This is a genomic window from Duganella sp. AC237, from assembly GCF_979254035.1.
The window spans coordinates 702,136-727,000 of record NZ_CEEDEW010000003.1 but is presented as its reverse complement, the minus strand read 5'-3'; the positions used below and the strand labels follow the sequence as shown (position 1 = coordinate 727,000).

22 protein-coding genes are annotated in these 24,865 nt (G+C 65.2%); 8 read left to right on the top strand and 14 right to left on the bottom strand.

The features are described from left to right. Positions 1-56: 56 nt before the first annotated feature. From AC0IYS_RS03565 to AC0IYS_RS03550, 4 genes are all read right to left on the bottom strand, one after another. Positions 57-1,997, bottom strand: a complete 1,941-nt coding sequence (locus AC0IYS_RS03565; protein WP_471703880.1) for a hypothetical protein — start codon at positions 1,995-1,997, stop codon at positions 57-59. A gap of 239 nt (positions 1,998-2,236) precedes the next feature. Then, a complete protein-coding gene (recN, locus tag AC0IYS_RS03560; protein ID WP_471703879.1) occupies positions 2,237-3,889 on the bottom strand; it encodes a DNA repair protein RecN in 1,653 nt (550 codons plus the stop codon). A 17-nt stretch (positions 3,890-3,906) separates the two neighbouring features. Next, the gene (locus AC0IYS_RS03555) at positions 3,907-4,815 is read right to left on the bottom strand and encodes an NAD kinase (protein WP_471703878.1); all 909 of its coding nucleotides are present in this window, start codon (positions 4,813-4,815) and stop codon (positions 3,907-3,909) included. Between the two features lie 190 nt (positions 4,816-5,005). Continuing rightward, positions 5,006-5,899: a DUF3667 domain-containing protein gene (locus AC0IYS_RS03550; protein ID WP_471703877.1), complete on the bottom strand. Its 894-nt coding sequence runs from the start codon at positions 5,897-5,899 to the stop codon at positions 5,006-5,008. A gap of 135 nt (positions 5,900-6,034) precedes the next feature. Here AC0IYS_RS03550 and AC0IYS_RS03545 point away from each other — a divergent pair, with 135 nt between their 5' ends. The 4 genes from AC0IYS_RS03545 to gloA all read left to right on the top strand — a co-directional run bounded on the left by AC0IYS_RS03545 (position 6,035) and on the right by gloA (position 8,704). Continuing rightward, positions 6,035-6,286: a hypothetical protein gene (locus AC0IYS_RS03545; RefSeq protein ID WP_471703876.1), complete on the top strand. Its 252-nt coding sequence runs from the start codon at positions 6,035-6,037 to the stop codon at positions 6,284-6,286. Positions 6,287-6,364: 78 nt separating this feature from the next. Next, positions 6,365-7,699: a PQQ-dependent sugar dehydrogenase gene (locus AC0IYS_RS03540; protein WP_471703875.1), complete on the top strand. Its 1,335-nt coding sequence runs from the start codon at positions 6,365-6,367 to the stop codon at positions 7,697-7,699. A 95-nt stretch (positions 7,700-7,794) separates the two neighbouring features. Next, complete coding sequence (locus AC0IYS_RS03535; RefSeq protein ID WP_471703874.1) at positions 7,795-8,226, top strand: OsmC family protein; 432 nt, start codon at positions 7,795-7,797, stop codon at positions 8,224-8,226. A gap of 70 nt (positions 8,227-8,296) precedes the next feature. Beyond that, on the top strand, positions 8,297-8,704 hold the full coding sequence (gene gloA, locus AC0IYS_RS03530; protein ID WP_471703873.1) for a lactoylglutathione lyase: 408 nt from the start codon (positions 8,297-8,299) through the stop codon (positions 8,702-8,704). A gap of 13 nt (positions 8,705-8,717) precedes the next feature. Here gloA and AC0IYS_RS03525 read toward each other — a convergent pair whose 3' ends face one another. The 6 genes from AC0IYS_RS03525 to AC0IYS_RS03500 all read right to left on the bottom strand — a co-directional run bounded on the left by AC0IYS_RS03525 (position 8,718) and on the right by AC0IYS_RS03500 (position 16,628). After that, positions 8,718-10,061, bottom strand: a complete 1,344-nt coding sequence (locus AC0IYS_RS03525; protein ID WP_471703872.1) for a TolC family outer membrane protein — start codon at positions 10,059-10,061, stop codon at positions 8,718-8,720. Between the two features lie 85 nt (positions 10,062-10,146). Continuing rightward, positions 10,147-10,470 (bottom strand): rhodanese-like domain-containing protein, encoded by a 324-nt coding sequence (locus AC0IYS_RS03520; protein ID WP_315219373.1) that lies wholly within the window; start codon positions 10,468-10,470, stop codon positions 10,147-10,149. A 14-nt stretch (positions 10,471-10,484) separates the two neighbouring features. Then, entirely contained in the window at positions 10,485-11,138 is a 654-nt protein-coding gene (locus AC0IYS_RS03515) for a protein-L-isoaspartate O-methyltransferase family protein (protein WP_471703871.1), read from the bottom strand. A 168-nt stretch (positions 11,139-11,306) separates the two neighbouring features. Continuing rightward, the gene (locus AC0IYS_RS03510) at positions 11,307-11,951 is read right to left on the bottom strand and encodes a TetR/AcrR family transcriptional regulator (protein ID WP_471703870.1); all 645 of its coding nucleotides are present in this window, start codon (positions 11,949-11,951) and stop codon (positions 11,307-11,309) included. Between the two features lie 164 nt (positions 11,952-12,115). Next, positions 12,116-14,599 (bottom strand): glycoside hydrolase family 95 protein, encoded by a 2,484-nt coding sequence (locus AC0IYS_RS03505; RefSeq protein WP_471703869.1) that lies wholly within the window; start codon positions 14,597-14,599, stop codon positions 12,116-12,118. Between the two features lie 61 nt (positions 14,600-14,660). After that, on the bottom strand, positions 14,661-16,628 hold the full coding sequence (locus AC0IYS_RS03500) for a sialate O-acetylesterase (RefSeq protein WP_471703868.1): 1,968 nt from the start codon (positions 16,626-16,628) through the stop codon (positions 14,661-14,663). Positions 16,629-16,914: 286 nt separating this feature from the next. Here AC0IYS_RS03500 and AC0IYS_RS03495 point away from each other — a divergent pair, with 286 nt between their 5' ends. Then, the gene (locus AC0IYS_RS03495; RefSeq protein ID WP_471703867.1) at positions 16,915-17,283 is read left to right on the top strand and encodes a helix-turn-helix transcriptional regulator; all 369 of its coding nucleotides are present in this window, start codon (positions 16,915-16,917) and stop codon (positions 17,281-17,283) included. A 3-nt stretch (positions 17,284-17,286) separates the two neighbouring features. Continuing rightward, positions 17,287-18,633 carry a type II toxin-antitoxin system HipA family toxin gene (locus tag AC0IYS_RS03490; protein ID WP_471703866.1) on the top strand — a complete coding sequence of 449 codons (1,347 nt, stop codon included), beginning with the start codon at positions 17,287-17,289 and terminating at the stop codon, positions 18,631-18,633. Positions 18,634-18,675: 42 nt separating this feature from the next. Here the strand turns inward: AC0IYS_RS03490 and AC0IYS_RS03485 are convergent, their stop codons facing one another. Then, positions 18,676-19,332 (bottom strand): lysozyme inhibitor LprI family protein, encoded by a 657-nt coding sequence (locus AC0IYS_RS03485; RefSeq protein ID WP_471703865.1) that lies wholly within the window; start codon positions 19,330-19,332, stop codon positions 18,676-18,678. A 112-nt stretch (positions 19,333-19,444) separates the two neighbouring features. After that, positions 19,445-21,178 (bottom strand): methyl-accepting chemotaxis protein, encoded by a 1,734-nt coding sequence (locus AC0IYS_RS03480; RefSeq protein ID WP_471703864.1) that lies wholly within the window; start codon positions 21,176-21,178, stop codon positions 19,445-19,447. A 320-nt stretch (positions 21,179-21,498) separates the two neighbouring features. Here AC0IYS_RS03480 and AC0IYS_RS03475 point away from each other — a divergent pair, with 320 nt between their 5' ends. Next, positions 21,499-21,831, top strand: a complete 333-nt coding sequence (locus tag AC0IYS_RS03475; RefSeq protein ID WP_471703863.1) for a CzcE family metal-binding protein — start codon at positions 21,499-21,501, stop codon at positions 21,829-21,831. A 47-nt stretch (positions 21,832-21,878) separates the two neighbouring features. Here the strand turns inward: AC0IYS_RS03475 and AC0IYS_RS03470 are convergent, their stop codons facing one another. Beyond that, positions 21,879-23,279, bottom strand: a complete 1,401-nt coding sequence (locus tag AC0IYS_RS03470; protein WP_471703862.1) for a glycoside hydrolase family 88/105 protein — start codon at positions 23,277-23,279, stop codon at positions 21,879-21,881. Positions 23,280-23,394: 115 nt separating this feature from the next. Continuing rightward, the gene (locus AC0IYS_RS03465; RefSeq protein ID WP_471703861.1) at positions 23,395-23,835 is read right to left on the bottom strand and encodes an ester cyclase; all 441 of its coding nucleotides are present in this window, start codon (positions 23,833-23,835) and stop codon (positions 23,395-23,397) included. Positions 23,836-23,928: 93 nt separating this feature from the next. Between AC0IYS_RS03465 and AC0IYS_RS03460 the strand changes: the two genes are divergently transcribed. Further along, complete coding sequence (locus tag AC0IYS_RS03460) at positions 23,929-24,852, top strand: LysR family transcriptional regulator (RefSeq protein WP_471703860.1); 924 nt, start codon at positions 23,929-23,931, stop codon at positions 24,850-24,852. The last annotated feature ends 13 nt before the right edge of the window (positions 24,853-24,865 follow it).

Here is a 24,865-nt window from a genome sequence, read left to right as displayed (position 1 = left end):
GCGCTGACGGCGCCGGCGCGCGTTGCACAGCGCGCCGGCCCGCACAGCCGCCGCCGTTAGCGGCGCAGCGTCAGCCCACCCTGCGCGACGGCGGCGCGGCGGTCGCCGGCCGCCGCGCCCGGGGCGCCGTTGTCGTAATCGACGACCTCGGCGCCAGCGGCATCGGCGTGCGTCACGCGCACCCGCAGGCGGTCCTGCCCGGCGGCGCCGTCGATCGCTTCGAGCACGAAACGGTAGCCGGCGCCGCCGTTGAGCCGGCCCGTGCCCTCCACCCGCGCCTGCTCGCCGGTCGCGCTCGCGTGCGTCACCGACTCGCCGTCGAACTGGAACGGACCGGACAAGCGCACCACGGGCCGGCCGGCGGCCGCCGACGCGTCGCCCAGCGGCGCCCACAGCGCGAAGCGCAGCGGCGCGTTGCGCAGCCCCGAGCCCGACCCGGCCACCGCCGCGCCGGCCGCGTCGGCCGCCAACGCGCCCTCGCCGCTGAGCGCGGCCAGCGTCGGCGACACCACCAGGAAGTTGCGCCACGTTTCGGTCGAGCGCCCGCCCGCATCGGTGACCATCACCTTGACGCTGTAATAGCCGGCGGCGCAGAAACTATGTTGCAGCCGCAGCCGGCCGCTGCCGCCGCCCTCGCCGCCCTCGCCGACCGACGACGACGACGACGGGCAGCCGTCGCTCCAGACCGCGCTGGCCGTATGGGTTTGCGTGGCGTTGTTGTCGGAGAAGTTGAGCGTCATCGTCAAGTCCTGGCCCAGCTCCACCATGGTCGGCAGTCCGATGATGGGGCCGAGCACCGGCGCGTCGGTGCCGCGCCGGCCGGGTCGCAGCAGCACCAGGCCGGCGTTCGAGTCGGCCAGGAGGTCGCCGCGCTCGTTGATGCGGAACGCCGCCCGCACTTCCAGGCCGGCCGGCACCCCGTACAGTTGCGTGTTCAGGTCGATCGGCACGGCGCTGTACGACGGCCACAGCGCCGCGCGCCAGGCGGCGCCCTCGGCGGCGGCGACCGCGCCGACGATCTCGCCACGGTCGTTGATGTCGTACGCCTGGCTGATGGTGCCGAAGCCGAGCTGCAACGGCACGATGCCGCGCCGCAGGGTCCAATACAAGCCCCGGGGCCGGCCGCCGATCTCGGCGCTGGCGACAATCTCGCCCCGGTTGTTGATGTCGCCCAGGAAGAATCCGGGGCCGGCATCGATGCGCACGGTGCCGCTGTCGCGGCTCCAGAAAAAGCCCTCGGTGCGGCCGGTGGCGGGATAGTTGACCACGCCGGCCACTTCGTTGCGCTCGTTGATGCGCAGGCCGAAACCGTCGCCGCCGTCGAACGGGCCGAGGTCGGTCTGGGCGCCGGCCCGGTCCCAGAAGGTGGCGTGGGCGTGGATGGCGCCGTTGGCGACGGTCGTGTAGCCGGTCGCATAGCCGCGGTCGTTGATGGCGGTGCCTTCCGACGACGAGGCTGGAAGCGGCCCCAACAATGTCGTGCTGCCGTCCGGATTCCAGCGGATGGCGCGCGCCACCACGCCGGGCGCCGACACCCAGCCGACGATCTCGTTGCGCTCGTTGATGTCGAGCGCGGTCGACGGCGCCGCGCCGGGCAGCACGCGGATGCCGCCGGCCGCCGTCCAGGAGAACGCCCGGCCATCGGCCTCGCCGGCGTACCTGATCCCGCCGGCCACCACGCCACGGTCGTTCAGTCCGGTAACGGTTGTGAAGGCGTCGGCCGGGCCGATCGGCACGAGGCGCTCGCCGTCGAAGAAACGGGCGACAGTGTCGCCGGCATTGAACCCGCTGAACGCGACCTGGCCGCGCTCGTTGAGCACGGCGCTGGCGAATTCGGGACCCAGGTTGATCACCGTGTAGAGGCTGGCGCGCTGCTGCTCGGCCGCCTTGGCGTGCGGCTCGGCGGCCCACGACGGCAGCGATGTGAACAATGCTGCGATGGCGGCGGCGATGAAGCGGCGGCGCGCGCCGGTGTTGCGGATCGATTGGAATGGCATGATGGCTTCCCCTTGCAAGAAAATGCGCGCAAGCAGACGCTTGCACTGCGGCCACACGGATCGCGTCGGGAACGCTGGTCCGGTGCTGCCATCCACTCTAGGCGCACGCGGCGGCGGGGGACTGACGAGGCGCAAACGTACCGGCGACAGCGGCGCCGGTCTTTGGGGCAAGGTTGAAGGGGAGAATTTCGTAGGGCGGATGAGGCGGGACGCCGTAATCCGCCCTACGTATTTTAGAACTAGGAGGCGAGCAACTCGCGGGCGTGCTTGCGCGTGGTGGCGGTGATTTCCAGCCCGCCCAGCATGCGCGCCACTTCCTCCACGCGCGCCTTGGCGTCGAGCACGTCGATGCGCGAGGCGGTCTTGCCATTGTCCAGCGTCCCTTTGGCGACCTGGAAGTGCTGGCCCGCCTGGCTGGCCACTTGCGGCAGGTGCGTGACGCACAGCACTTGCCGCTCCTGCCCGAGGCGGCGCAGCAGGCGGCCGACCACTTCGGCCACGCCGCCGCCGATGCCGCTGTCGACCTCGTCGAAGATCAGGGTCGGCGTGGTGGTGGCGTTGGACGTGATGACGGAAATGGCCAGCGAGATGCGCGCCAGTTCGCCGCCCGAGGCCACTTTGGCCAGCGGCCGCGCGGCCACGCCGGCGTGGCCGGCCACCAGGAACTCGACCTGCTCCAGGCCGTGGGCCGTCGGTTCGACGGCGTTCAGCACGACCTCGAAGCGCCCGCCCGTCATGTTCAATTCCTGCATCGCCTTGGTGACCGCCTCGCCCAACTGGCGCGCGGCCTGCGCGCGCGTGGCGCTCAGGCGCCCGGCGACGTCCATGTAGGCCGCCTTGAGTTTTTCCTCCTGCTTGCGCAAGCCCTCGATGTCGCTGGCGTCGGCGATTTGCGTCAGGCGCTCGGCCAGCTTCGCGTGTTCGTCCGGCAGATCCTCCTCGGTGACGCGGAACTTGCGCGCGGCCGAATGAATCGCCTCCATCCGCGACTCCACCTGGCGCAGCCGCTCCGGGTCCAGCTCGACGCGGTCGAGGTAATCGTTGATCGCGTACACCGCCTCCTGCAGCTGGATGCGCGCCGGTTCGATCAGGTCGACGATGGCCTGCAGGCCGGTGTCGATGTTGGCCAGCTTGCCGAGCTTCTGGTTGAGCGACGACAGCTGCGACAGGATCGGATGGTCCTCCGATTCCGACAGCGCGGCCAAGGCCTCCTGCGCGCCTTCGAGCAGGCTGGCGGCGTGCGACAGGCGGCTTTGCTCATTGGTCACCTCGGCCCATTCGCCCGGTTTGACGGCCAGCTTTTCCAGCTCGTTGACCTGCCACTCCAGGCGCTCGCGTTCATACAGCACGTTGGCGGCGTTGGTCTCGAATTCCTGCAATTGTTTGGACAGCGCGCGCCACGCCTTGTGGCTGGCCGCCACCGCCTTGACGTCGGCGCCGGCGCCGGCCTGGCCGTCGAGCAGCACGCGCTGCGCCTCGGTTTTCATCAGCGACTGGTGCGCGTGCTGGCCGTGGATGTCGACCAGCATGTCGCCCAGTTCGCGCAGCTGCGAGGCGGTGGCGGCGATGCCGTTGATGTAGGCCTTGCTGCGGCCGGCGTTGTCGATCACGCGGCGCAGCAGCGCGCCGCCCTCCTCCACCGAGAACTCGTTGGCGGCAAGCCAATCGCGCGCCTGCTCGCTGACGACGAAATCGGCCGTGATGTCGGCCTTGGCCGCGCCTTCGCGCACCACGCTGGCGTCGCCGCGGCCGCCCAGCGCCAGGGTCAGCGCGTCGATCAGGATCGATTTGCCGGCCCCGGTCTCGCCGGTGAAGACGGTGAAGCCGGCGGAAAATTCCAGTTCTATCGAGTCGACGATGACGAAATCACGGATGGACAGGGTACGGAGCATGGATGCCTGGAGAATGGTTAATTGAGTTTGCCTTCGCCCGATGGATACTCGTTCCAGTGGAGCTTGTCGCGCAGCGTATTGAAGTAGTTCCAGCCCTCCGGGTGCAGGAAGGTGATCGCGTGCGGCGAGCGCTGGATCACGATCTGGTCCTGCGACTGCAGGCTGGCGAAGGTTTGCATGTCGAAGTTGACGCTGCAATCGCGTCCGCGCACAATCTCGATGACGATCTGGCTCGACTCGGGCAGCACGATCGGCCGGTTCGACAGCGCGTGCGGCGCGATCGGCACCAGCACCACGCCGCCCAGGCTCGGATGCAGCAGCGGGCCGCCGGCCGACAGCGCGTACGCGGTGGAACCGGTCGGCGTGGAGATGATCAGGCCATCGGAGCGCTGGTTGTACATGAAGTGGCCGTCGACGTCGACCCGCAGTTCGGCCATGCCGGCGCCGGCGCCGCGCGCGACGACAACGTCGTTGACGGCCAGACCGAAGTGGATGTCCTTGCCGTCGCGCCGCACGCGCCCCTCGAGCAGGGTGCGGCGTTCGGCCTTGTAGCTGCCCCCGAGGATCTTGGCCAGCACGTCGAGCATGCCGTCGAGCGGGATGTCGGTCATGAAGCCGAGGCGTCCCTGGTTGATGCCGATCAGCGGCACGTCGAACGGCGCGAGCTGGCGCGCGATGCCGAGCATGGTGCCGTCGCCGCCCATGACGATGGCGGCGTCGCATTCGGCGCCGATCTCGCTGGCGCTCAGCGCGCGCACGCCGTCGAAGCCGCCCGCCAGGTGCTCGGCGGTCTGCTCTTCGAACACCACCGTGTAGCCGCCCCGGCGCAGGAAGTCGACCACGCTGCCCACCGATTCGGCGATGCCGTCGGTGTTGGGGCGCACGACCAGTGCAATGGTATGGAAAACGGCGTGCGTGGCGGTCATAAAAGTCTCGGCAAAAAGGTGGGATCGACGACACGCAGCAGGGTAACCCATAACGCCGGCTTCTGCCATCACCCGTCGGCCCACCCGTTACTGTACGTTTAGACAGTATTTTCCGCAGTATAGTGCGCGGGCCGCCAGACTGCAAGCACCAGCCCGCATTTGAACCGCCGCCGTTTCAGTGCGGCCTCAGTCAGTGCAAGGTCATGATGCCGCTGGCCGCGCTCAGGGCGCTGGCGACGAAGATGCAGATCATGAAGGACGCCATCAGCACCGCCCAGCGCCAGAAGGTGCCGAAGCGGCTGCGATGGTAGACGCGCCGCATCGCCCACGGCAGATACAGCAGCAGCCAGCACCACAGCACGAAGTCGACGATGCCCACATTGATCAGCAACATGGCGCAGAAGACGAAATAGGCGAAAGCGTTGGTGTGCAGTGCGAACAGCACATGCTCGCCGAAGCGCCGCCCCGATCCGAGGTAGAGAATCTTGAGGAACAGCGCGAACACCGGCATCAGGCAGAAAATCGCGTAGGGCGCATATTTGTAGAAGGCCTCGACGAACACTTTTTTCTGCTGCTCCTGCGGCAGCGCGTCGAAGATATGCCACTGGTGCTGAAGCCGCGGCCAGCGTCCCAGGAAGTCGCCGAACGCCTTCGGGCCCGGCTCGTTGTCCGCCTGCGCTGCGTCGCGCTTGGCGGTGCGCGCCACCTCCGCGCTTGCCGGCCGCGCGTTCTCGTCGATCACCGGCTCGAAACCGCCGGTGAACTTGAGCACCGCGAAAAACAGCAGGCTCAAGGTGAGATAGATCCGCAGCGGCTGCACGAAGCGCACGCGGCGGCCCCGGATGTATTCATTGGTCAGCAAGCCCGGACGGAACAGCAGGCGCGACATCGTGCCCCACAGCTTGCCCTCGATCGCCACGTAATGGCCGATGAACTCGTGCAGGAATTCGCGCGTGCTGGCGTGGTGCAGGTGGGCTTCCTGGCCGCAACTGGCGCAAAAAGCGCCGGTGAGCACCGCCTCGCAGTTGGGGCAGCGGCCGGCCGGCGCGTGGCTGTCCGGGACGGAATGTGCGGCAGTGCTCATGCGATCAACCTTGGCGGAGAAAAAGTAGACTAAATGATAAACGAGTTCTCGCCGATGTTGTCGAAATTCAATCTGGCGACTGACGGAAAACCAACTCGCTAAGATCCTTACAACAAAGATACGAAGGAGAACATGATGAAGGACAAACAAATCAACACTACCGAGAAAATAAAGAACGATGACCAGCAGCGCCTGCCGCACGAGCGCGACGAGTCGCCAGACGGCCAGGAGATCGAGCCGCGCAGCGTGGGGAAACAGGCCGCCGCCGACGTCGACAGCGGCATGGTCGACACCGACGCGCGCAACAAGCCCGGCGTCGAGCACGTCAAGACGCCGGTCCCGCGCGACGCCACCGCGCGACCGCAGCCCAACACCACACGCGACTAACAACGCGATTCAAAGCGCGGCCGGGCCTTAGGCTCATCCGCCAACCACAATAAAATTACCAGGGTAACGAACATCACCATGAAAAACACCACCGCAAGCGCACTCCTGATCCTCGGCGCCGTGCTGGCGCCGCAAGCGGTGCTGGCGCAGGGCGCCTCCTATCCGGTCGGCTTCGGCCCTCATCCAACGCTGCCGGAACCGGAAAAATCGCTGATCCCCACCGTTAACGTCGCGCCGGTGGACCGCTGGACCGCGCAGGAAACCCCGCAGCCGGCCGCCGGCTTCGCCGTGACCGCCTACGCGCGCGGGCTGGACCATCCGCGCTGGGTCTACACCCTGCCCAACGGCGACGTGCTGGTGGCCGAAACCAACGCCCCGCCCAAGCCGGACGACAGCAAAGGCATCAAGGGCGCCGTCATGAAACATCAGATGAAAAAGGCCGGCGCGGTGACCGAATCGGCCAACCGCATCACCCTGCTGCGCGGGCTCGACGCCAAGGGCGTGGCGCAGACCCGCACCGTCTTCCTCAAGGGCTTGAATTCGCCGTTCGGCATGGCGCTGGTCGGCAACAACCTGTACGTGGCCAACAGCGACGCCATCGTGCGCTTCCCGTACAAGGAAGGCGAGACCAGCATTAGCGCCGCCGGCGTCAAGGTCATGGACCTGCCGGCCGGCACCATCAACCACCACTGGACCAAGAACATCATCGCCAGTCCCGACGGCAAATTCCTGTACGCGACGGTCGGCTCGAACAGCAACGTCGCCGAGAACGGCATGGAGGCCGAGGAAGGCCGCGCGGCGATCTGGGAGCTGGACCTGGCCACCAACAAGTCGCGCCTGTTCGCCACCGGGCTGCGCAACCCCAACGGCATGGGCTGGGAGCCGCAGACCAAAGCCCTGTGGACCGCCGTCAACGAGCGCGACGAGCTGGGCAACGATCTGGTGCCCGACTATATGACGTCGGTCAAGGACGGCGGCTTCTACGGCTGGCCGTACAGCTACTTCGGCCAGAAGGTTGACGCCCGCGTCAAGCCGCCCAAGCCGGACCTGGTGGCCAAGGCCATCGCGCCCGACTACGCGCTGGGCGGCCACACCGCCTCGCTGGGGCTGACTTTCTACGAGGCCAAGCTGTTCCCGCAGAACTACCAGGGCGGCGTGTTCATCGGCCAGCACGGCTCGTGGAACCGCAAGCCGCACAGTGGCTACAAGGTGGTATTCGTGCCGTTCAGCGGCGGCAAGCCGTCGGGGCCGCCGCAGGACTTCCTGTCCGGCTTCCTCGACAAGGACGGCAAGGCGCAGGGCCGGCCGGTGGGCGTGGCGGTCGACAAGGCCGGCGCGCTGCTGGTGGCCGACGATGTCGGCAACATCATCTGGCGCGTGGCACCGGCCGCCGCCAGGACGGCCGCGCGCTAACGGCCCTGCGCAGTGTGCGGAAGCGAACGGACTGGGCCGCACACTGCCGCCATGATGAGACTCCCGATCGACAGATCCACCACACGGAGAACATCATGAGCAACGAACGCGCAGGATCGGCAGTATGGAGCGGCGCCCTGAAGGACGGCGCCGGCAAGATCTCCACCGAGAGCGGCGCAATGGACGGCGTGCAATACGGTTTCCACACCCGCTTCGAAGACGGTCCCGGCACCAATCCGGAGGAGTTGATCGGCGCGGCCCACGCCGGCTGCTTCACGATGGCGCTGTCCGGCATCCTGGCCGAGGCCGGCATGACGGCCAAGCATCTGGCCACCACGGCGACCGTGACCCTGGACAAGGTCGACGGCGCCTTCGCCATCACCAAGGTGCACCTGAACCTGGTGGCCACGATCCCCGGCGCCGACCAGAAAAAATTCGACGAGGCGGCGTTGAAGGCCAAGCTCAATTGTCCGGTGTCGAAGCTGCTCAACGCCGAGATCACGCTCGACGCCCAGTTGCAGGGCTGATGCCGGGACAAGCACGGATGCGGCAAAACGCATAAAATCCCGGTTTCTCATTTACGAACGAAAGACCACGATGCGTATTTTGCACACCATGCTGCGAGTCGGCGACCTCCAGCGCTCGATCGATTTTTACACCAAAGTGCTGGGCATGAAGCTGCTGCGCACCAGTGACAATCCGGAGTACAAGTACACGCTGGCGTTCCTGGGCTACGGTTCCAACCCCGACCATGCCGAGCTGGAGCTGACGTACAACTACGGCACCACCAGCTACGACATGGGCAACGCCTATGGCCACATCGCCGTCTCGGCCGACGACATCTACGCGGCGGCCGCGGCGGTGCGCGCCAACGGCGGCACCGTCACCCGCGAACCGGGCCCCGTCAAGGGCGGCTCGACGGTGATCGCCTTCGTCACCGACCCGGACGGCTACAAGATCGAATTGATCGAGCGCAGCTTCGACGGCCAGGGTGCGGGGCTGTAACCAGGCTTGAGGTTTAACGCGCCAACAGCGCGTTGACCGGCGCCAGATCCTCTTCCTTCAACGTGCCGGCGGCAGACTTCAGGCGCAGGCCATTCATGATGGTGTCGTAGCGCGCGCGCGACAGGTCGCGCTGGGTCGAGTACAACTGGCGCTGCGCGTTGAGCACGTCGATGTTGATCCGCACGCCGACCTGGTAGCCCAGCTTGTTCGAATCGAGCGACGACTTGCTCGACACTTCGGCCGCCTCCAACGCCTTGACCTGGGCCAGGCCGCTGTTCATGCCGAGGAAAGCCTGGCGCGCAGCTTGCGACGCCTGCCGCTTGGTCGCTTCGAGGTCGTTGCGTGCGCGGTCTTCCAGGGCGATGGTTTCGCGCACCTTGCTGGTGATGGCGAAGCCGTTGAAGATCGGAATATTCCAGGTCACGCCGATGGCGTTGGTCTTCTGCGTGCCGGACGCGGTCTGGCTGCTGTGCTGGGTTGCCGCCGTCAGATTGGCCGTGGGCAGGTGGTTGGCGCGGTTGCGCGAGATTTCGCGCTTGGCGATCTCCAGCGACAATTGGGCCGAAATCACGGCGAAGTTCTGGCCTTCTGCCGAGCTGATCCACGGATCGACCGCGGCCGGCTCCGGCGCGGCGATGGTCACGCCCGCGCGCAGCGGCGCCAGTTCGCCCGGCGCCTGGCCGATGATGACCTGCAGCGCGGTGCGCTTGTTGTCCAGATCGTTAATCGCGGCAAATTCCTGCGCCACCACCAGATCGTAGGCCGCCTGCGCCTCGTGGGTATCGGTGATGGTCTGGGTGCCAACTTCGAAGTTGCGCTTGGCCGAGGCCAGCTGCTCGGTGGTCGCCACCTTCTGCGCCTGGGTCGAGGTCAGGTTGTCCTGCGCCGTGAGCACGTCGAAATAGGCTTGCGCCACGCGGGTGATCAAGTCCAGCCGCGCCTGGGCAAAGGCGGCCTCGGCCTGCGCCTGCGCCAGCTTGCTCTGCTCATAGCTCTGCCACAGGCCCCAGTTGAACAGCGGCTGCGTCAGCGAAACGGTGTAGACGTTGGTGTGGTAATCGGTATTGCGCTTGTTTGAGACGACCGGCACGCCGCCGATGACATCGACGGCGCCGACGTTGAACGGCGTGAAATCACCCGTGTTGCGGGTGTTCGACCCGCTGGCGGCGATCACCGGCAGCAGCCCGGAGCGCCCTTGCGTGATCCGCTCGCGACCAGCTTCAACCGAAGAGCGGGCGCTGGCGTACGTGGCGTCGTTCGCGAGCGCTTGCTGATAGACTTGAAGAAGATCGGCCGCCTGTGCGTTGAGCGTCAAAAAGGCGCTGGTGATCAGCACGGCGATAAGGGGTCTCTGCATTGCATTCTCCGTTGGAGTCATCAAAAAAGTTGATCAAATCAAAAACACTGCCACCTTGGCGCCGCGCCGATTGCGTCGGCCGCGGCTAGTACTTCGGCATCGCCGGGTCCACCTGCAACGCCCAGGCGTGGATGCCGCCGGTCAGGTTGACCGTCTTGCCGAAGCCGTTACGCTCCAGGAAGGCGGCCACCTGCAGGCTGCGCGCGCCGTGGTGGCAGATGCAAACGATCTCGGCGTCCTCATCGAGGTCGTCGATGCGCGCCGGGATCGTGTTCATCGGGATCTGCACCGCGCCGTCGATGCGGCAGGTCTCGAATTCCCAATTCTCGCGCACGTCCAGCAACACCGGCTTGGGACGCGCCTCGTCGGCCAGCCACGCGGCCAGTTCCGGAGCGGTAATATGCTGCATAGGCCGCCCGCCGCTTAGAACTGGAAGGCCGACGGCGTCGTGGCCGAGGCCAGCGGCTTGACGCTGGTTTCGAACAAGGTGCGCGTGTCGTAGCCGGCTTCGCCGGTACGGGTAATCAGTTGCGCCTTCATCGCCGGCGCCTGGCCGATGATGACGGCCAGGCGGCCGCCCACTTTCAACTGCTGCAACAGCGACTCGGGCAACACCGGCAGCGAGCCCGACACGACGATCACGTCGTACGGCGCGCCGCTCGGCCAGCCCTGCGCGCCGTTACCCAGCTCGACCTTCACATTGGTCACGTCGTTGTCGGCCAAATTCTTTTCCGCCAGCGCCTTCAGCTCCGGCGAGATTTCCACCGTCGTCACGTGGCGGCCCTTGTGCGCCAGCAGCGCGGCCATGTAGCCGGAACCGGTGCCGATCTCGAGCACGTTCTCGTGCTTTTTCAGGTTCACGTCCTGCAGCAGGCGCGCCTCGATCTTCGGCATCAGCATCGATTCGCCGCCCGGCAGCGGGATCTCGGCGTCGACGAAGGCCAGCGCCTTGTGCGCGGCGGGGACGAAATTCTCACGTTTAACCACGTGCAACAGCTCCAGAACGTCCGGGTCGAGGACGTCCCACGGACGGATTTGCTGTTCGATCATGTTGAAACGGGCTTGTTCGATATTCATCTTATGACTCGGTCGGGATTAAATAATCCGTCATTTTATCGTTGAACTGGCATGGAGGCACATATTAACGAGTTGACGGCCGTATCGCGGGAAATTGCGACAGTCTGCAGTTTAAGGGGGATGAACCTACCAAATTGGCAACTTGGACGGAAAACGCCCTGGGGCCGCTCACGGCGCGGCCACCTCCAGGCCGCCCAGGGTGGTGCCGATGAAGGCATTCATGAAGGCGTGGGGGTCGATCGCCGGCATCTCGCAGGCCGGCATGAAGGAATTTGTCCACATCATCAGCATCATCACGGGGGCGATCAGCACCGGCGTCATCACGGCCGGATCGACCGGTCGAAACTCGCCCCGGCCGATGCCGCGCACCAGCACGCTGGTGATCAGGTCGCTGCCGCGCTTGACCACCTCTTCGTTGTAAAACTTGGCAAGTTCGGGGAAATTCTGGCCTTCGGAGAGCATCAGCTTCGTGATGCCGGCCAGGTGGGTGGTGCAAATCTCGTCCCACCAGGCCATCAGAATGGTGCGCAGCAACTCGCCGCTATGGCCTTCGAACACCGCCACGTCCTGCTCGGCTTCGCCGATCGCTTGCACGATGGTCTCGCGCACGACGGCCTTGAACAGCTCTTCCTTGTTGGCGAAATACAGGTACAGCGTGCCCTTGGATACGCCGGCGCGCTTGGCTACGTCTTCAAGACGGGTGGCCGCATAGCCACGTTCGACGAACTGCTCCAGTGCGGCGGCCAGCAACTCCTGCGGCCGCGCGTCCTTGCGCCGCTCCCAGCGTGGCTTGGTGTCTTGAGAGGCTTGCATGGGTGGTTTTCATTTTAACTTACTTATAAGTCATTAATATAAGCGCAAGGGTGCGCAGCGTCAAGCGGCCGCGATGCCTAATCCGACTTGTCCAAGCTGTTCCCGGACATCGACGCATATATAAGTGTCCTTTTTGAAAACACCTGCCGGCCCATGCCGAGCGGCTAAAACACCGCACCCGCTCCGTTCTTATCCAACGCAACCCGTATCAAGCGGCCGCCGTAGCGCACCCGCACCTTGTCGTGCGGCTTTCCGCGCAGGCGCAATCGCGTCATCCGGCCGTCCGCCCAGTCAAGGTCGATTTCGACGCCGCCCTTGGCGCGCACGCCGCGCAACGAACCTTCCGGCCATGCCTTGGGCAACGCCGCGAGGATGTGGATCTCACCGCCCCAGGACTGCACCAGCATCTCCAGGATCGCCGCCGCGCCGCCGAAGTTACCGTCGATTTGGAAAGGCGGATGGGAATCGAACATGTTCGGATAGGTGCGCTCCGGCCCCAGTAGTCCTTGCAGGATCGAATAGGCGCGCTCGCCCTCGCCCATGCGCGTCCACAGCGCCAGCCGCCACGCCGTCGCCCAGCCGGTCGATTTGTCGCCGCGCGTGTTGAGCGTCACCTTCGCCGCCGCGATCAGCTCCGGCGTGTCGCGCACGTTGATTTGCTCGCTCGGGTAGACCGCGTACAGGTGCGAGACATGGCGGTGCTGCTGCTCCGGCGCGCCGGCGTCCCAATCCTCCAGCCATTCCTGCAACTGCCCCTGCGCGCCGACGCGGTCGGCCGGCAGACGCGCACGCATGCTCGCCAGGGTGGTGGCGAAGGCGCCGTCGCCGTCCTTGAGCAGCGCATGGGCCTTGAGCGTCCAGCCGAACAGGTCGCGCACGATCTGGCGGTCCATGGCCGGGCCGGCGCAGGTGGCCACGCCTTTGTGATGCTCGTTCTCGGGCGAGATCGACGGCGACGTGACCAGCCCCCTGCCCTGCGGATCCTCCACCAGCGTATCGACGAAGAACAACGCAGCGCCTTTCATTAGCGGGTAGATGCGGCGCAGGTACGCCGGGTCCGGATTGTATTCGTAGTGGTCCCACAACGCCTGGCACAACCACGCGCCGCCGCACGGCCACATGCCCCATTTCGGGCCGTCGATGGGCGCGGCGGCGCGCCACAAATCGGTGTTGTGATGCGCCATCCAGCCGCGCGCGCCGTAGCCCTCGCGCGCGGTGACGGCGCCGGTGACCGACAAATCCTCCACCATGCGCACCAGCGGCTCGACGCACTCGCCCAGGTTGGCCGATTCGGCCGGCCAGTAATTCATCTCGGTGTTGATGTTGATGGTGTACTTGGAACCCCACGGCGGATTGGTCCCCTCGTTCCACAGGCCTTGCAGGTTGGCCGGCTGGCTGCCGGGGCGCGACGACGACATCAGCAGATAGCGGCCGTACTGCACGTACAGCGCCGCCAGCGCGGCATCCGGACGCGTCTCGACGGCGGCGATGCGTTCGTTGGTCGGCGTGGCCGCGGCGGCATTGGAACCGGCGCTGGAACCGATGCGCAGCGACAGCCGCCGGAACAGCTTCTGGTGCGCCGCCAGGTGCGCGGCGCGCAAGCGCGCGTACGGTTTGGCGGCGGCGGCCTCGGTCTGCGCCCGCACGGTCTTGAGCGGGTCGCCACCGACGTCTGCGTAGTTGATGTAGCTGGTCGCCACCGCCACCAGCAGCGTCACCGTGCGCGCGCCGCGCACCTCGATGCGGTCGCCGCGCGGCGTGACCGTGCCGTCGCCAAGAGCCTTCACGCGCACCGCGTAGCGCAGCGCCGCCGGAATGCCGGACGATTCGATGTTGCGCCCTTCGATCAGCAGCGCGTCGGCGCCGTCGGCGCGCACGGACAACGTCGACGGGCGCTCCCCGGCGCGCGGCGGTTCCCGATAATCCCAAGGCGCGCCGATCACCCCCGCCGCCTCGTTCCGCTGGCCGTTGTAGTCGGTGACACCGTACCTGGCGTCGGCCGGATGACGATAGCCAAGATCGAAATCAAGCGTGCCGCCCTGGGCGGTCAGGCGGATCACCAGCACCTGGTCGGGCGCGCTGGCAAACACTTCGCGCACATGCCGCGCCTTGCCGTCATTGAAGCGCGTGGCGGCGATGGCGGTGTCCAGTTCGAGCGAACGCCGGTAACTGTCGGCGCCCGCCACGCCCACGAAGTCGAGCAGCAGGTCGCCGGCCGCCCCGTACGGCATCTGCTTCATCGGCGTGGCCATCATCGAGGAGGAGATCAGGTCCGCCGCCTCGGCGAACTTGCCTTCATCGACCAGCTTCCTGACCTTGGGCAGCGCCTCCAGCGAACGCGGATTGTTCGAGTCATACGGTCCGCCGGCGAACAGCGTGTCCTCGTTCAGCTGGATGCGCTCCTGGGCGACCCGTCCAAAGCACATCGCACCGAGCCGGCCATTCCCCACCGGTAGCGCTTCGACCCACGCGCCGGCTGGGCGCTGGTACCACAATTCCAGGTCTTCGCGATCGCCGGCCGCCGGGGTGGCGACCATCGTGGCGCCGGCAAGTCCGGGAAACGCCATCGCCAGGCCGGCCGATACCAGCAACTGCCGCCGGCCTTCCGAGATACCCTTGCCCACACCGTTCGTATTTTTTTTGTTCAAGTCATCCTCCAGATGGATCTGATTACCCATTCAATATGACGCGGACGAAGCCCGTCGCCGCTTACTTAATCTCCAGTTCGAACGGCGCGGCCGGCAAGTCCTCGGCGCTATACAGATTCACGGAGGGCGCGTCGGCCCAGGCATAGCGGACGTGCGTCGTGCCTGGCAGATTGGCCCCTTTCAAAATCACGGTGTCGCCTTGCGGCGCCGCCAGCACATACCGACAATCGGCGCCGGCGCACGCCTCGAAACCGATCGCGTGGGCCGCGCTGTAGGTGCGTAGTCCGCCGCCGGCGTTTTTGAATTTGACCAGCAGATCCTCGCCCGCCCGCGTCACGCCAACCGCCTCCGGTCCGCCCGGCGCGATCGTCTCGCCGTAGGCCAGCGCGCGCGCCGCCAGGGCCAGCCGCTCGCCCACCAGCGCTTTTTGCGGCGGATGAATATCGGTGCGGTCGCCGGCGTCGATGGTGACGGCCAGGCCGGCATGCGGGTCGTTGCGAACGGTGTTGGCCTGGGCCTCGCGCAACCGCGCCCAATCCGAATCGCCCGGCTTGGTCGCGGCCGCGCCGAACGACGACAGCTGGGCGACCAGGAAGGGCAATTGCGGCTGGCCGAAAGTCTTGCGCCAATCGGCGATCAGCAGCGCCAGCAAAGTCTCGTATTCCTTGGCTTCGCCGGTGTTGGACTCGCCCTGGTACCACGCCGCCAGCTTGAACTTGTAGCCGGCCAGCGGTGCGATCATCGCATTGTGCAAGGTCGACAGGCTGGTCGGAATATCCCACGGCGCCGGCGGTATCGACAGCCCCTTCAAGCGTGTGCCCACCTGGTATTTCCACGGCGCCGACAGGGCGATGAACTTGCCGTCGCCGGTCTTGACGCCGCGATGTTCCGGCTGCCCGGTCAACCCGCCGCCGGTGCCGCCGCTGAGCACGTGAACGGCGATCACGTTGCGGCCCGGCTTGAACACGCCGGCCGGCACCGGATACTCGCGCCACACCCAGGCGGTGCTGCCGCCGCCCACCCGCACGCCGTTGACCCAGGTGCTGTCGTAGGTATCGATGGGGCCGAGCTGCAGCATGTTCGCCGCCCGCGCCTGCGCCGCATCCAGGGTCACGGTGGTGCGGAACCACGCGGCGCCATCGAAGTCCGCCAGCGACGGGATGCCGGCTTCCTTCCACGATCCCTGGGGCGTCAGGCTCGGCCAGGCGGAATCGTCGAAGTCCGGCGCACTCCACCCGCGTTGGGCCCTGGCCTGCGGGTCGTGCGCATCCCACCATTGCTGGTGCCGGCGCGCCTCGCCGGCCATCGCCTTGGGCGGATTCGACGCCATGTCGGCCAGCGCGTCGAGCCGCTGGGCGTAGGCCGGCAAGGTCTTCAGCGACGACGCGCCGATCCAGCCCTGGATGGTGGTGCCGCCCCAGCTCGAATTGATGAAGCCGACCGGCACCTTTTGGCGCTGTTGCAGCGTGCGTGCCATGTAGTAGCACACCGCCGAAGCCTCGCCCGCCGTTTTGGGCGACACCACCTCCCATGCCAGCGGCCGTTTCAGATCGTCCTGGACGGCGGCTTCGCTGACGAGTTGAACATTGACGAAGCGCAGGTTCGGATTGTCGGGAAAGTTTGGCCAGGCGCCGGTGGACAGCCGCGCCGGGAACGCCATGTTCGACTGGCCGCCGCACAGGTAGACGTCGCCGATCATGATGTCCTGGAGCGTGGTGCCGGCACCGTCGGCGGTGACCGACAGGGTGTGCGGTCCGCCGGCCGCCATCGCCGGCAGGCTCGAGCGCCATCGTCCGTTCGCTCCTGCCTGCGCCTCGGCGGTCTTGCTGCCCAGGCTCACCGTCACGCGCTGGCCAGGGCTTGCCGTGCCCCACACGGTCAAGGGCTCACCGCGCTGCAACACGGCGTGGTCGCCGAAAATGGCTGCGAACGCCGGTGGCGTTGTCTGCGCCATCACCGGGGCGGCAATCGAGGACGCAAGCAGCAGCAGGAGCATGCCGGCAACGCGGCGGCGAGGTGGATTTTTCATATTGGCGCCGGAACAGGGCAAAAGTTTTCGCAGCATTAAGTGTGGCCGTATTTCCCTCCTAGCAATAGGCCATTCCAATAACGAAAACCGCCATATGCAGTTATATTTTTCACCATTACGTCGCCCCTCCCGGTGTCGAAGGACTTAACAGTGCTTAGGCTGTATTTCTATATTACAGCTTTTGAACTGTATTCTGTCGAATGCCAACACAAAATAACAGGTTCTATATTGTTTTTACAGCTAACAGGCCATATACTGTAAGAATCGCTTATCAACGCACCTGTTTATGCCATTTCCCCTCCAAACCATCGATCAGTTAAAGCCGCTTATCCAAGGCTTCCGAAAGCGGGCCGGTCTCACCCAAGCGGCGATGGCTGAAAAGCTGGGAATCACCCAGCAAAGCTACGCGCAAATCGAATCGAACCTGGGCTCGACCAGTGTGGAACGCCTATACACCATTCTGCGCTTGCTTAATGTCGAACTCAATTTCTCGCCGCCCGATTCGCCCGCAGGGGAAGGTCACGGTCGCGCGCCGGCGGCGGCACAAAACCCTGCGGCCTACATCGCTAAGAAACCAGAGCTCAACACGCCCACCGGGAGGACGGCAAAGCTTCCGCCACAGGCCATCCAGCAGTCCGACAAGACCAAATGGTGAACCATGGCGCGCGCACGTAACCGGGGAAGTTTGAATGTCTGGCTGAATGGCATTCCAGTAGGGAAGTGGACCAACGCAGCCAACACATCGACTTTCGAGTATTTCCACCAGTGGATCGAGCACGAGCAGGGACGTCCGTTATCCTTGTCCATGCCCTTCCGGGCGGACAACGCAGCCTACTCCGGCGACGTGGTGACGAATTACTTCGACAATCTGTTACCGGATAGCGAACCCATTCGGCGACGCCTGGCACAACGGCATCAAACCGGAGGAACATCACCGTTCGAACTGCTCGCCGCCATCGGCCGCGACTGCGTTGGCGCGGCCCAGCTGTTGCCGGTCGATCAAGTCCCGGACGATCTGTTCAGCATTCGTGGCGATCCGCTCGATGAGCAGCGCGTCGCGAAACTGTTGCGGTCGACCACCGCGCCCGCCGGGGGATTGGCCCGCGCGGAGTCCAACGCCGATCTGCGGCTCTCGATCGCCGGCGCGCAAGAGAAGACCGCCCTGCTCTGGCGCGAAGGCCAATGGCTGCTGCCGCAAGGGAGCACGCCCACCACACACATATTGAAACTTCCGCTCGGCATGGTCGGCGACATGCAGGCGGACTTTCGAACATCGGTGGAAAACGAATGGCTCTGTTCTCAAATTATGGCGCTGTTCGGCTTGCCCGTCGCGCGCTCTGCCATCCTTCAATTTGACGACCAAAAGGTATTGGCCGTCGAACGGTTCGACCGCAAGAATTCCGACGACGGCACCTGGATAGCGCGTCTGCCACAAGAAGACATGTGCCAGGCGGTCGGCTGCTCTCCGCTCGAAAAGTACCAGCGCGAAGGCGGCCCGGGCATCGAGCGGATCATGCAGCTGCTCTTCGGCTCTGAAGCGGCCGAACTCGACCGCCTAAACTTTTACAAGACGCAACTCTTATTCTGGCTACTGATCGCAACGGATGGGCACGCGAAAAACTTCAGCCTTGCGATACTGCCGGGCGGCCGCTACCGCGCTACGCCCTTGTACGACGTGCTGTCCGCACACCCGATCATCGGTACGGGAAGAAACCAGATCCAGCCGCGTGACGCCAAGCTTGCGATGGCGGTCCGGGGCAGCACCAATTACTACGAGGTCTACCGAATCCAGCGCCGGCACTGGTCCGCCATGGCGCGACGGGTGAATCTGGGCGCCCTGGCAGCCGAACGCATCATCGAGGAATTGATTGTGCAGACGCCGCAGGTCATACAAGCCGCTTATCGAAACATTCCCGCAGGGTTTCCGCAAGACTTGGCGGACAGTATTCTGCACGGGATGCTGCGACAACTCGAGGTGTTACGAGGACAGCCGGCAGCCATATAGAAGCGCACGGACGGAAGGGCGAACCTGCTCGAAACGACTCGCTCAACCGCCAAAGCAATTCTTGATGGTGAAATCCGCTAACTGGTATCTGGTCGTGCCGCTCGCGGCCGGCATGACTTTGAAATTGCCAAGCATCTCATCATTGCAGACCATGAAGAAGCTGGCCGCCCTCTCACTGCCTAGCCGGCAAAGGCCACCAAAGCTGTGGTTGCCGTGAGCCGTGCCCACGGCGATATCAACCAGCGTTTCGCAGCCGGATACGGCGCCGAGCTTTCTACGCGACAGGTCTTTGCTGAATGACTGGTTACGGGCGTTCGCATCCCGCATTGTCATGAGGAAGTGATTTTCTCCGTTGGAGGCGTACTCCTCCGACAAGTCGAGGCAAACGCCGTGGCATTCCTGCAGCAACCTGGCTCGTGTTTCATATGAACGGCGCAGGCAGGCGACGTCGTCGCACAGGCTGCGGGAGGATTTCAGCCAGGACTTTTGTTCCGCCACTAGTCGCTTCCTGTTGACGTCGTCCAGCGAGGCCAGCGTTTTCTTATAGCTAGCGGCCAATTCCTCGTCCATCTTCGACAAATCGGCATCCGAACAAATAAGTCGTTCCGTTGCGGTGGCGGCGCCGCCGCAGTCAAAGCTGGCGGAAAAAGCGCCGCCCGAGAACAAGGCGCAAAACAAGCATGCAAGAAGTGCTTTCATCGACAGATCCCATGGTTACGAGCCAAGCCCAAAGCTTCGCTCGTCGTATGCCCGACTGGCAAGGCATCGTAAATTATTATTCTTAACCCGGGGTGAAAGCCATGCCAATCGATTAAAACTCTTCCCAGTCGCCGCCGGCGGCGGAGCTGCCCGTCGATGCCAGTTTCAGCGGCTTGGCGCCGGCCCGGCCTGTGGCGGCAACGACAGCGCGGCCGCTCGCCGGCGCCGCTTTCGCGGGCAGCGCCGGACGGCTCGACGGCGCCGGTTTCAGCGCCGGGGTGTCTGCGCTCTCAGCGGTCTTGAACACGCTGACCAGCTCCGCCAGCCTGGCCGCCTGGTCCTGCAGCGCCTGCGAGGCCGCCGCCGCCTCCTCCACCAGCGCGGCGTTCTGCTGGGTGGTGTTGTCCATCTGGACGATCGCCTGGTTGATCTGCTCGATGCCTTGCGTTTGCTCCTGGTTGGCCGCGCTGATCTCGCTCATGATGTCGGTCACGCTGCGGATGCTGTCGACGATCCCTTGCATCGTCGAGCCGGCCTGGTCGACCAAGGTGGCGCCCGCCTCGACCTGTTCGACCGACGCCCCGATCAAGGCCTTGATCTCCTTGGCGGCGGCGGCCGAGCGTTGCGCCAGGTTGCGCACCTCGCTGGCGACGACGGCGAATCCCCGGCCTTGTTCCCCGGCGCGGGCCGCCTCGACCGCCGCGTTCAGGGCCAGGATGTTGGTCTGGAACGCAATGCCGTCGATCACGCCGATGATGTCGACGATCATGCTGGACGACGCATTGATGGAACCCATGGTTTCGACCACTTGCGCAACCACCGCGCCGCCCTTGGTGGCGATGTCGGAGGCCGTGATCGCCAGTTGGTTGGCCTGCCGGGCATTGTCGGCGTTCTGCTTGACGGTCGAGGTCATCTCTTCCATCGACGACGCCGTTTCCTCCAGCGAGCTGGCCTGCTCCTCGGTGCGCGACGACAGGTCAAGATTGCCCACCGCGATCTGGCGCGTGGCCGCGCCAATGCTGACGGTGCCGGCCCGCACCTGGTTGACGATGCCTTCGAGGCTGGCGCGCATCTCGCCCATGAAGAACAGCAAGCTGTGCTTGTCGTCGTGCGCGACCTCGACATGCACGTTCAGGTCGCCCTCGGCGATGCGGCGCACGATCCCGGCCGCATAGGCGGGATCGCCGCCCAGCTGCGACTGCACGCTGCGGACCACGACCACGACGATGAGCACGCTCAGGGCAATGGCGACCGCGCTCAGGCCGATGATCCACGCGCGGGCGTTGGCATACATCGCGTTGCCATCGGCGCTTGCCTGCCGGCCGCCGCCCACGTTGAGATCGACCAGCCTGCCCAGGTCCGCACTGGCCTCGTCGAACTGCACTTGGGAGTTGCCGCGGGCGAGTTTGGTCGCTTCCTCATTAGCGTTGGCCCGCGACAAAGTCAGCACCTTGTTGTGCTCGGCCAGATACTCCTCCCAGTTTTTCAGGAAGGCTTCGTATATCTTTTTTTCCTCCGGCGAGCTGATCAGCGCGGCGTACTCCTTCTGGTTCTTTTCGAACTGCGCCATGATCTTGGCCATCTCCTGCTCGTAGCGGGCCATGTCTTGGGCGTCGGCCGACAGGATGTGCTGAAGCGCGGCAATGCGGAAGTCTGACGTGTTGGTGTTCATGTCCGAGGTGGCGCGAACACTCGGCATCCAATTGATTTCCATGTCGGTCGACGTTTGGTTGACCCTTGCCAGCTGCACGATGGAAAAGATGGCGACCAGCAACGTCAGCGCCAGCACGGATGCGAATGACACGATCAATTTGGTGGACATTTTCAAGCTGGAAAACCATTGCATGACATTGCTCCCTATTTTTGAGGCTTGCGATGACGAAGTGGATTTGGACGACAGCCGGATGTTGATCCAAATCACTTTAGCCCCAACACTGATGGCAGTCCACAATGAAACTCGGGGTGTGAACGGTGGACAACACCGTCAAGCGAGCTCGTGCATTCACTGCCTTCATATGCCGCCCGGCATACGCCCTCCCCCGGTCGGCAGATTTTAGGTGTCGACAACATCCCCATACTGTGTTCATCGGCAGCAAATCGAATGCTGCCGGCAAACCTGTCCGCACGAATGGACTCAACCGTCGCACAATTTGAAGGAACACCATCATGTTTAAATCGATCCGCACCGCAGCCCTGGTTGCCGCCCTGTTCGCAACGACCGCCACCGCTTTCGCGACCACCGCCGGCACGGCCAAATACGGCACCAGCGCGCCGGCGGCCGGCGCCCACCGCCAAATCGTGATCTCGGAAATGACCAAGCACGTACGCGTGGAAAATGGCGAAACCGTGGAATTCAAGGTCAACGGCGCCAGCTTCACCTGGCACTTCCAGACCTTGCATCAAGAGACGTCGTTCGACTTGGGCAAGATCGCGCCGGCCGGCACCTTCAATAAGAAGGTCACCGTCTACGTCGCCTCCAACCCGCTGTACCGCAGCTAAGCGGCAACATGGGTCCGGCCGCCGGGCCGGACCCATCATCGAACAGATCAGTGCTCGCTGATCTTGGCGCCGCTCTCGCGCGGCATGTAGTGGTAGGTGCGCAGCTTGTGCTGGATGTCGATGGCGGGGTTTTTCAGCAGCTTGACCATCTCGGCGCCGGCCAGCAGCACCGGACCGTAGCCGTGCATCGCGTCGACGCTGACCGGGCGGTTGTAGTAGTACACCTGGTCGCTGGCGAACGTGGTGCCGACGCAGGTGCCTTCCACTTGTCCCTTGGCGTTGATGCGCGTGCTCAGGCCGATCCATCCGGCCTGGGCGATCGAGCCGTAGGTCGTCGGGCTGATCCAGCCCTGGTTGATCGCGTGCGCGTAGACGTAGACGAAGATCGCGGTGGCCGAGGTTTCCAGGTACGAATCGTTACGGTCGAGCATCTGGTGCCACAGGCCGGTGCCCGACTGCAGCTCGGCGATGCCGCGCAGGCTGGCGCGCAGCTGGGCAAGCACCTTCGGATAGGCCGGATGGTCCTTCGGCAGCACGTCGAGCAGGTCGCTCATCGACAACACCGCCCAGCCGTTGGCGCGCGCCCAGTAGAAGCGCGGCGCGTCCGGGTTGTTGGCGTTCCAGCCGTGCGTGAACAAGCCGTTGCGCTCGTTGAACAGGTGCTGGGCCATCGTCAGCACATTGGAGGCGGCGTCGTCGAACCAGGCCTTGTCGCCGGTGAGGTGGCCCATCTCGGCCAGCGCCGGAATGCCCATGTACATGTCGTCGGCCCACAGCGACGAGGCCTGCGGACGCTGGCGCGCGAAGGTGCCGTCGTCGAGGCGGTACTGCTTCTTCTGCACATAGCCGCTGCAGGTGTCGATCATGCCCTTCAGGTCCGGGCCGACCTTGGCGAAGCGCGCGCGCACCAGCGCGGCGCACATCGAGCCGCTGTCGTCGAGCGAGCGCGGTTCCAGGAAGCGGGTGAAGCTGTTGGCGCGGCCCAGCTTGAACTGGTTTTCCTGCGCCTGGAAATACGGCTGCGTGTCCTTGAAGAATTGCAGGTGACGGCGCGTGACGTCGCTGTAGCGCTTGTCGCCGGTGACCTCGGCCGCCTTCAGCAGGCCCGAGTGGATCACGCCCATCTCGTACACCATCAGGCCGAAGTCGCCGGGCGAGTTCTCGAACACGGCGCCGGCTACCGGCTTCTTGAGGTCGGTGATCGGCTTGCCGGTCGCCTTGTCGACGATGCGGGTCGGCGTGATGCTGTCGATGTAGCCGCGCACGCGGTCGAGCGCGCCGACGATCTCGGCCTCGGTCGGCTTTTTGTACGGAACCGGATAGGTGCCCTCGCCGGCGTCGTTGGCGCTTTTATTGTCGGGATTGCGGAACGGGCCGTCGGCGTGAACGGCGCCGGCGGCCAGGACGGCGGCTACCAGCAGGGTCAATCGGCTGGATAAATGCTTCATTGTCAACCTTTCTATTTATATCGGTAATGAGTCTCCGATACGAAGGCTAGGCAAGGTCGACGATTACGTCAAGCACTAATTAAACGTTTACCTATCAGACCACAATTTCAAGTGGTCAGACCGCCTTGGGCGGCCACGCCCCCACCTGATTGAGCATGCCGAACCAGTCTTCCAGGTGCCAGGTGCGGGTGATGCGGTCGGCCGACAGGTGGTGAAATTCGTGGATGGCAATGGCGATCGGCTTGCCCGTCGGCGCGATGCCGAAGAACTCGCCGCTATGCGTGCCGGTGATTTGCGCGCGCACGGCGGCGTGGCCATCGCGGCCGAAAATGTCGAGGATGGTGATCTTCACGTCCGGGAAAGCGGTGGTGAACAGTGCGATCACCGGTTTCATCCCCGCCAGGCCGGGCTGCTGGTCCGGTCCCAGCGGAATGTCTTCCCAATCGACCGCCAGCGCCTGGTCGAGCAGGTCGGGATGCTTGTCGTTGAAGGCGCCGTAAAGGTTTTCGATGGCTTGCTGTTGAGCAAGGGTGAGGCCGTTGTCTTGCATGGTCATGGTGTGCTTTGCGTGTGGTGATGGAGACCTTCACTGTAGCGGCGCGGCGCGCGCAATTCCAATCGATAATGGATATGCAGTAATATCCATGGCATGGATTTACATGGGATCGACCTCAACCTCCTCGTCGCCTTCGACGCGCTGATGTGCGAGCGCAATGTCACGCGCGCCGGCGTGCGCATCGGCCGCACGCAGCCGGCCATGAGCGCGGCGCTGGCCCGCCTGCGGCTGCTGCTGAAGGACGAACTATTCGTGCGCAGCGCGGCCGGACTGCAGCCGACGCCGCGCGCGCTGGAACTGGCCGCGCCGCTGGGGGACGCGCTGGCCAGCATCCAGCGCACGCTGGACTTCACCCAAGCCTTCGACCCGACGACATCGACCTTGCGCCTGACCCTGGGGCTGTCGGACCATCCGGCCTTCGTCGTCCTGCCCCCGCTACTGCGGCATTTGGCGCGCGTGGCGCCGGGCGTGACGCTGCGGGTGCGCGCCTTCAGCGCGCGCGAGGACGCGTTGGCCCTGCTCGACGCCGGCGAGGTCGACGCCGCCATCGGCGTGCCGGGCGGCAGCACGCCGCGCATTCCGACCACGCCCCTGTTCGAGGAGCGCTTCGTCTGCGTGGCGCGCAAGGATCATCCGCTGGCGAACGAAAAGACCGTCCCGCTCGAGGCCTTCCTGGCGCACCGGCACCTGCTGGTGTCGCCGGAGGGGGACGGTGTGGGCCACGTGGACGTGCGGCTGGCGCAGCTGGGCCGCACGCGCGACGTCGCCATCACGCTGCCGCAGATGTACGCCGCGCCGGCGATCGTCGCCGCCAGCGACGTGCTGGCCACCATGATGGCGGGCGTGGTGCGGGCCAGCGGCCTGCGCGCGGCGCTGGCCGTGCTGCCGCTGCCGGCCGAGCTGGACCTGGCGCCGGTGCCGTTCGTGCTGCACTGGCACCGCCGCAACGACGCCCACCCGGCCCAGCGCTGGTTGCGCGCGCAGCTGGTGGCGGTGTGCGCGCCCTTACGCGACTGAAAATATCGTTCCG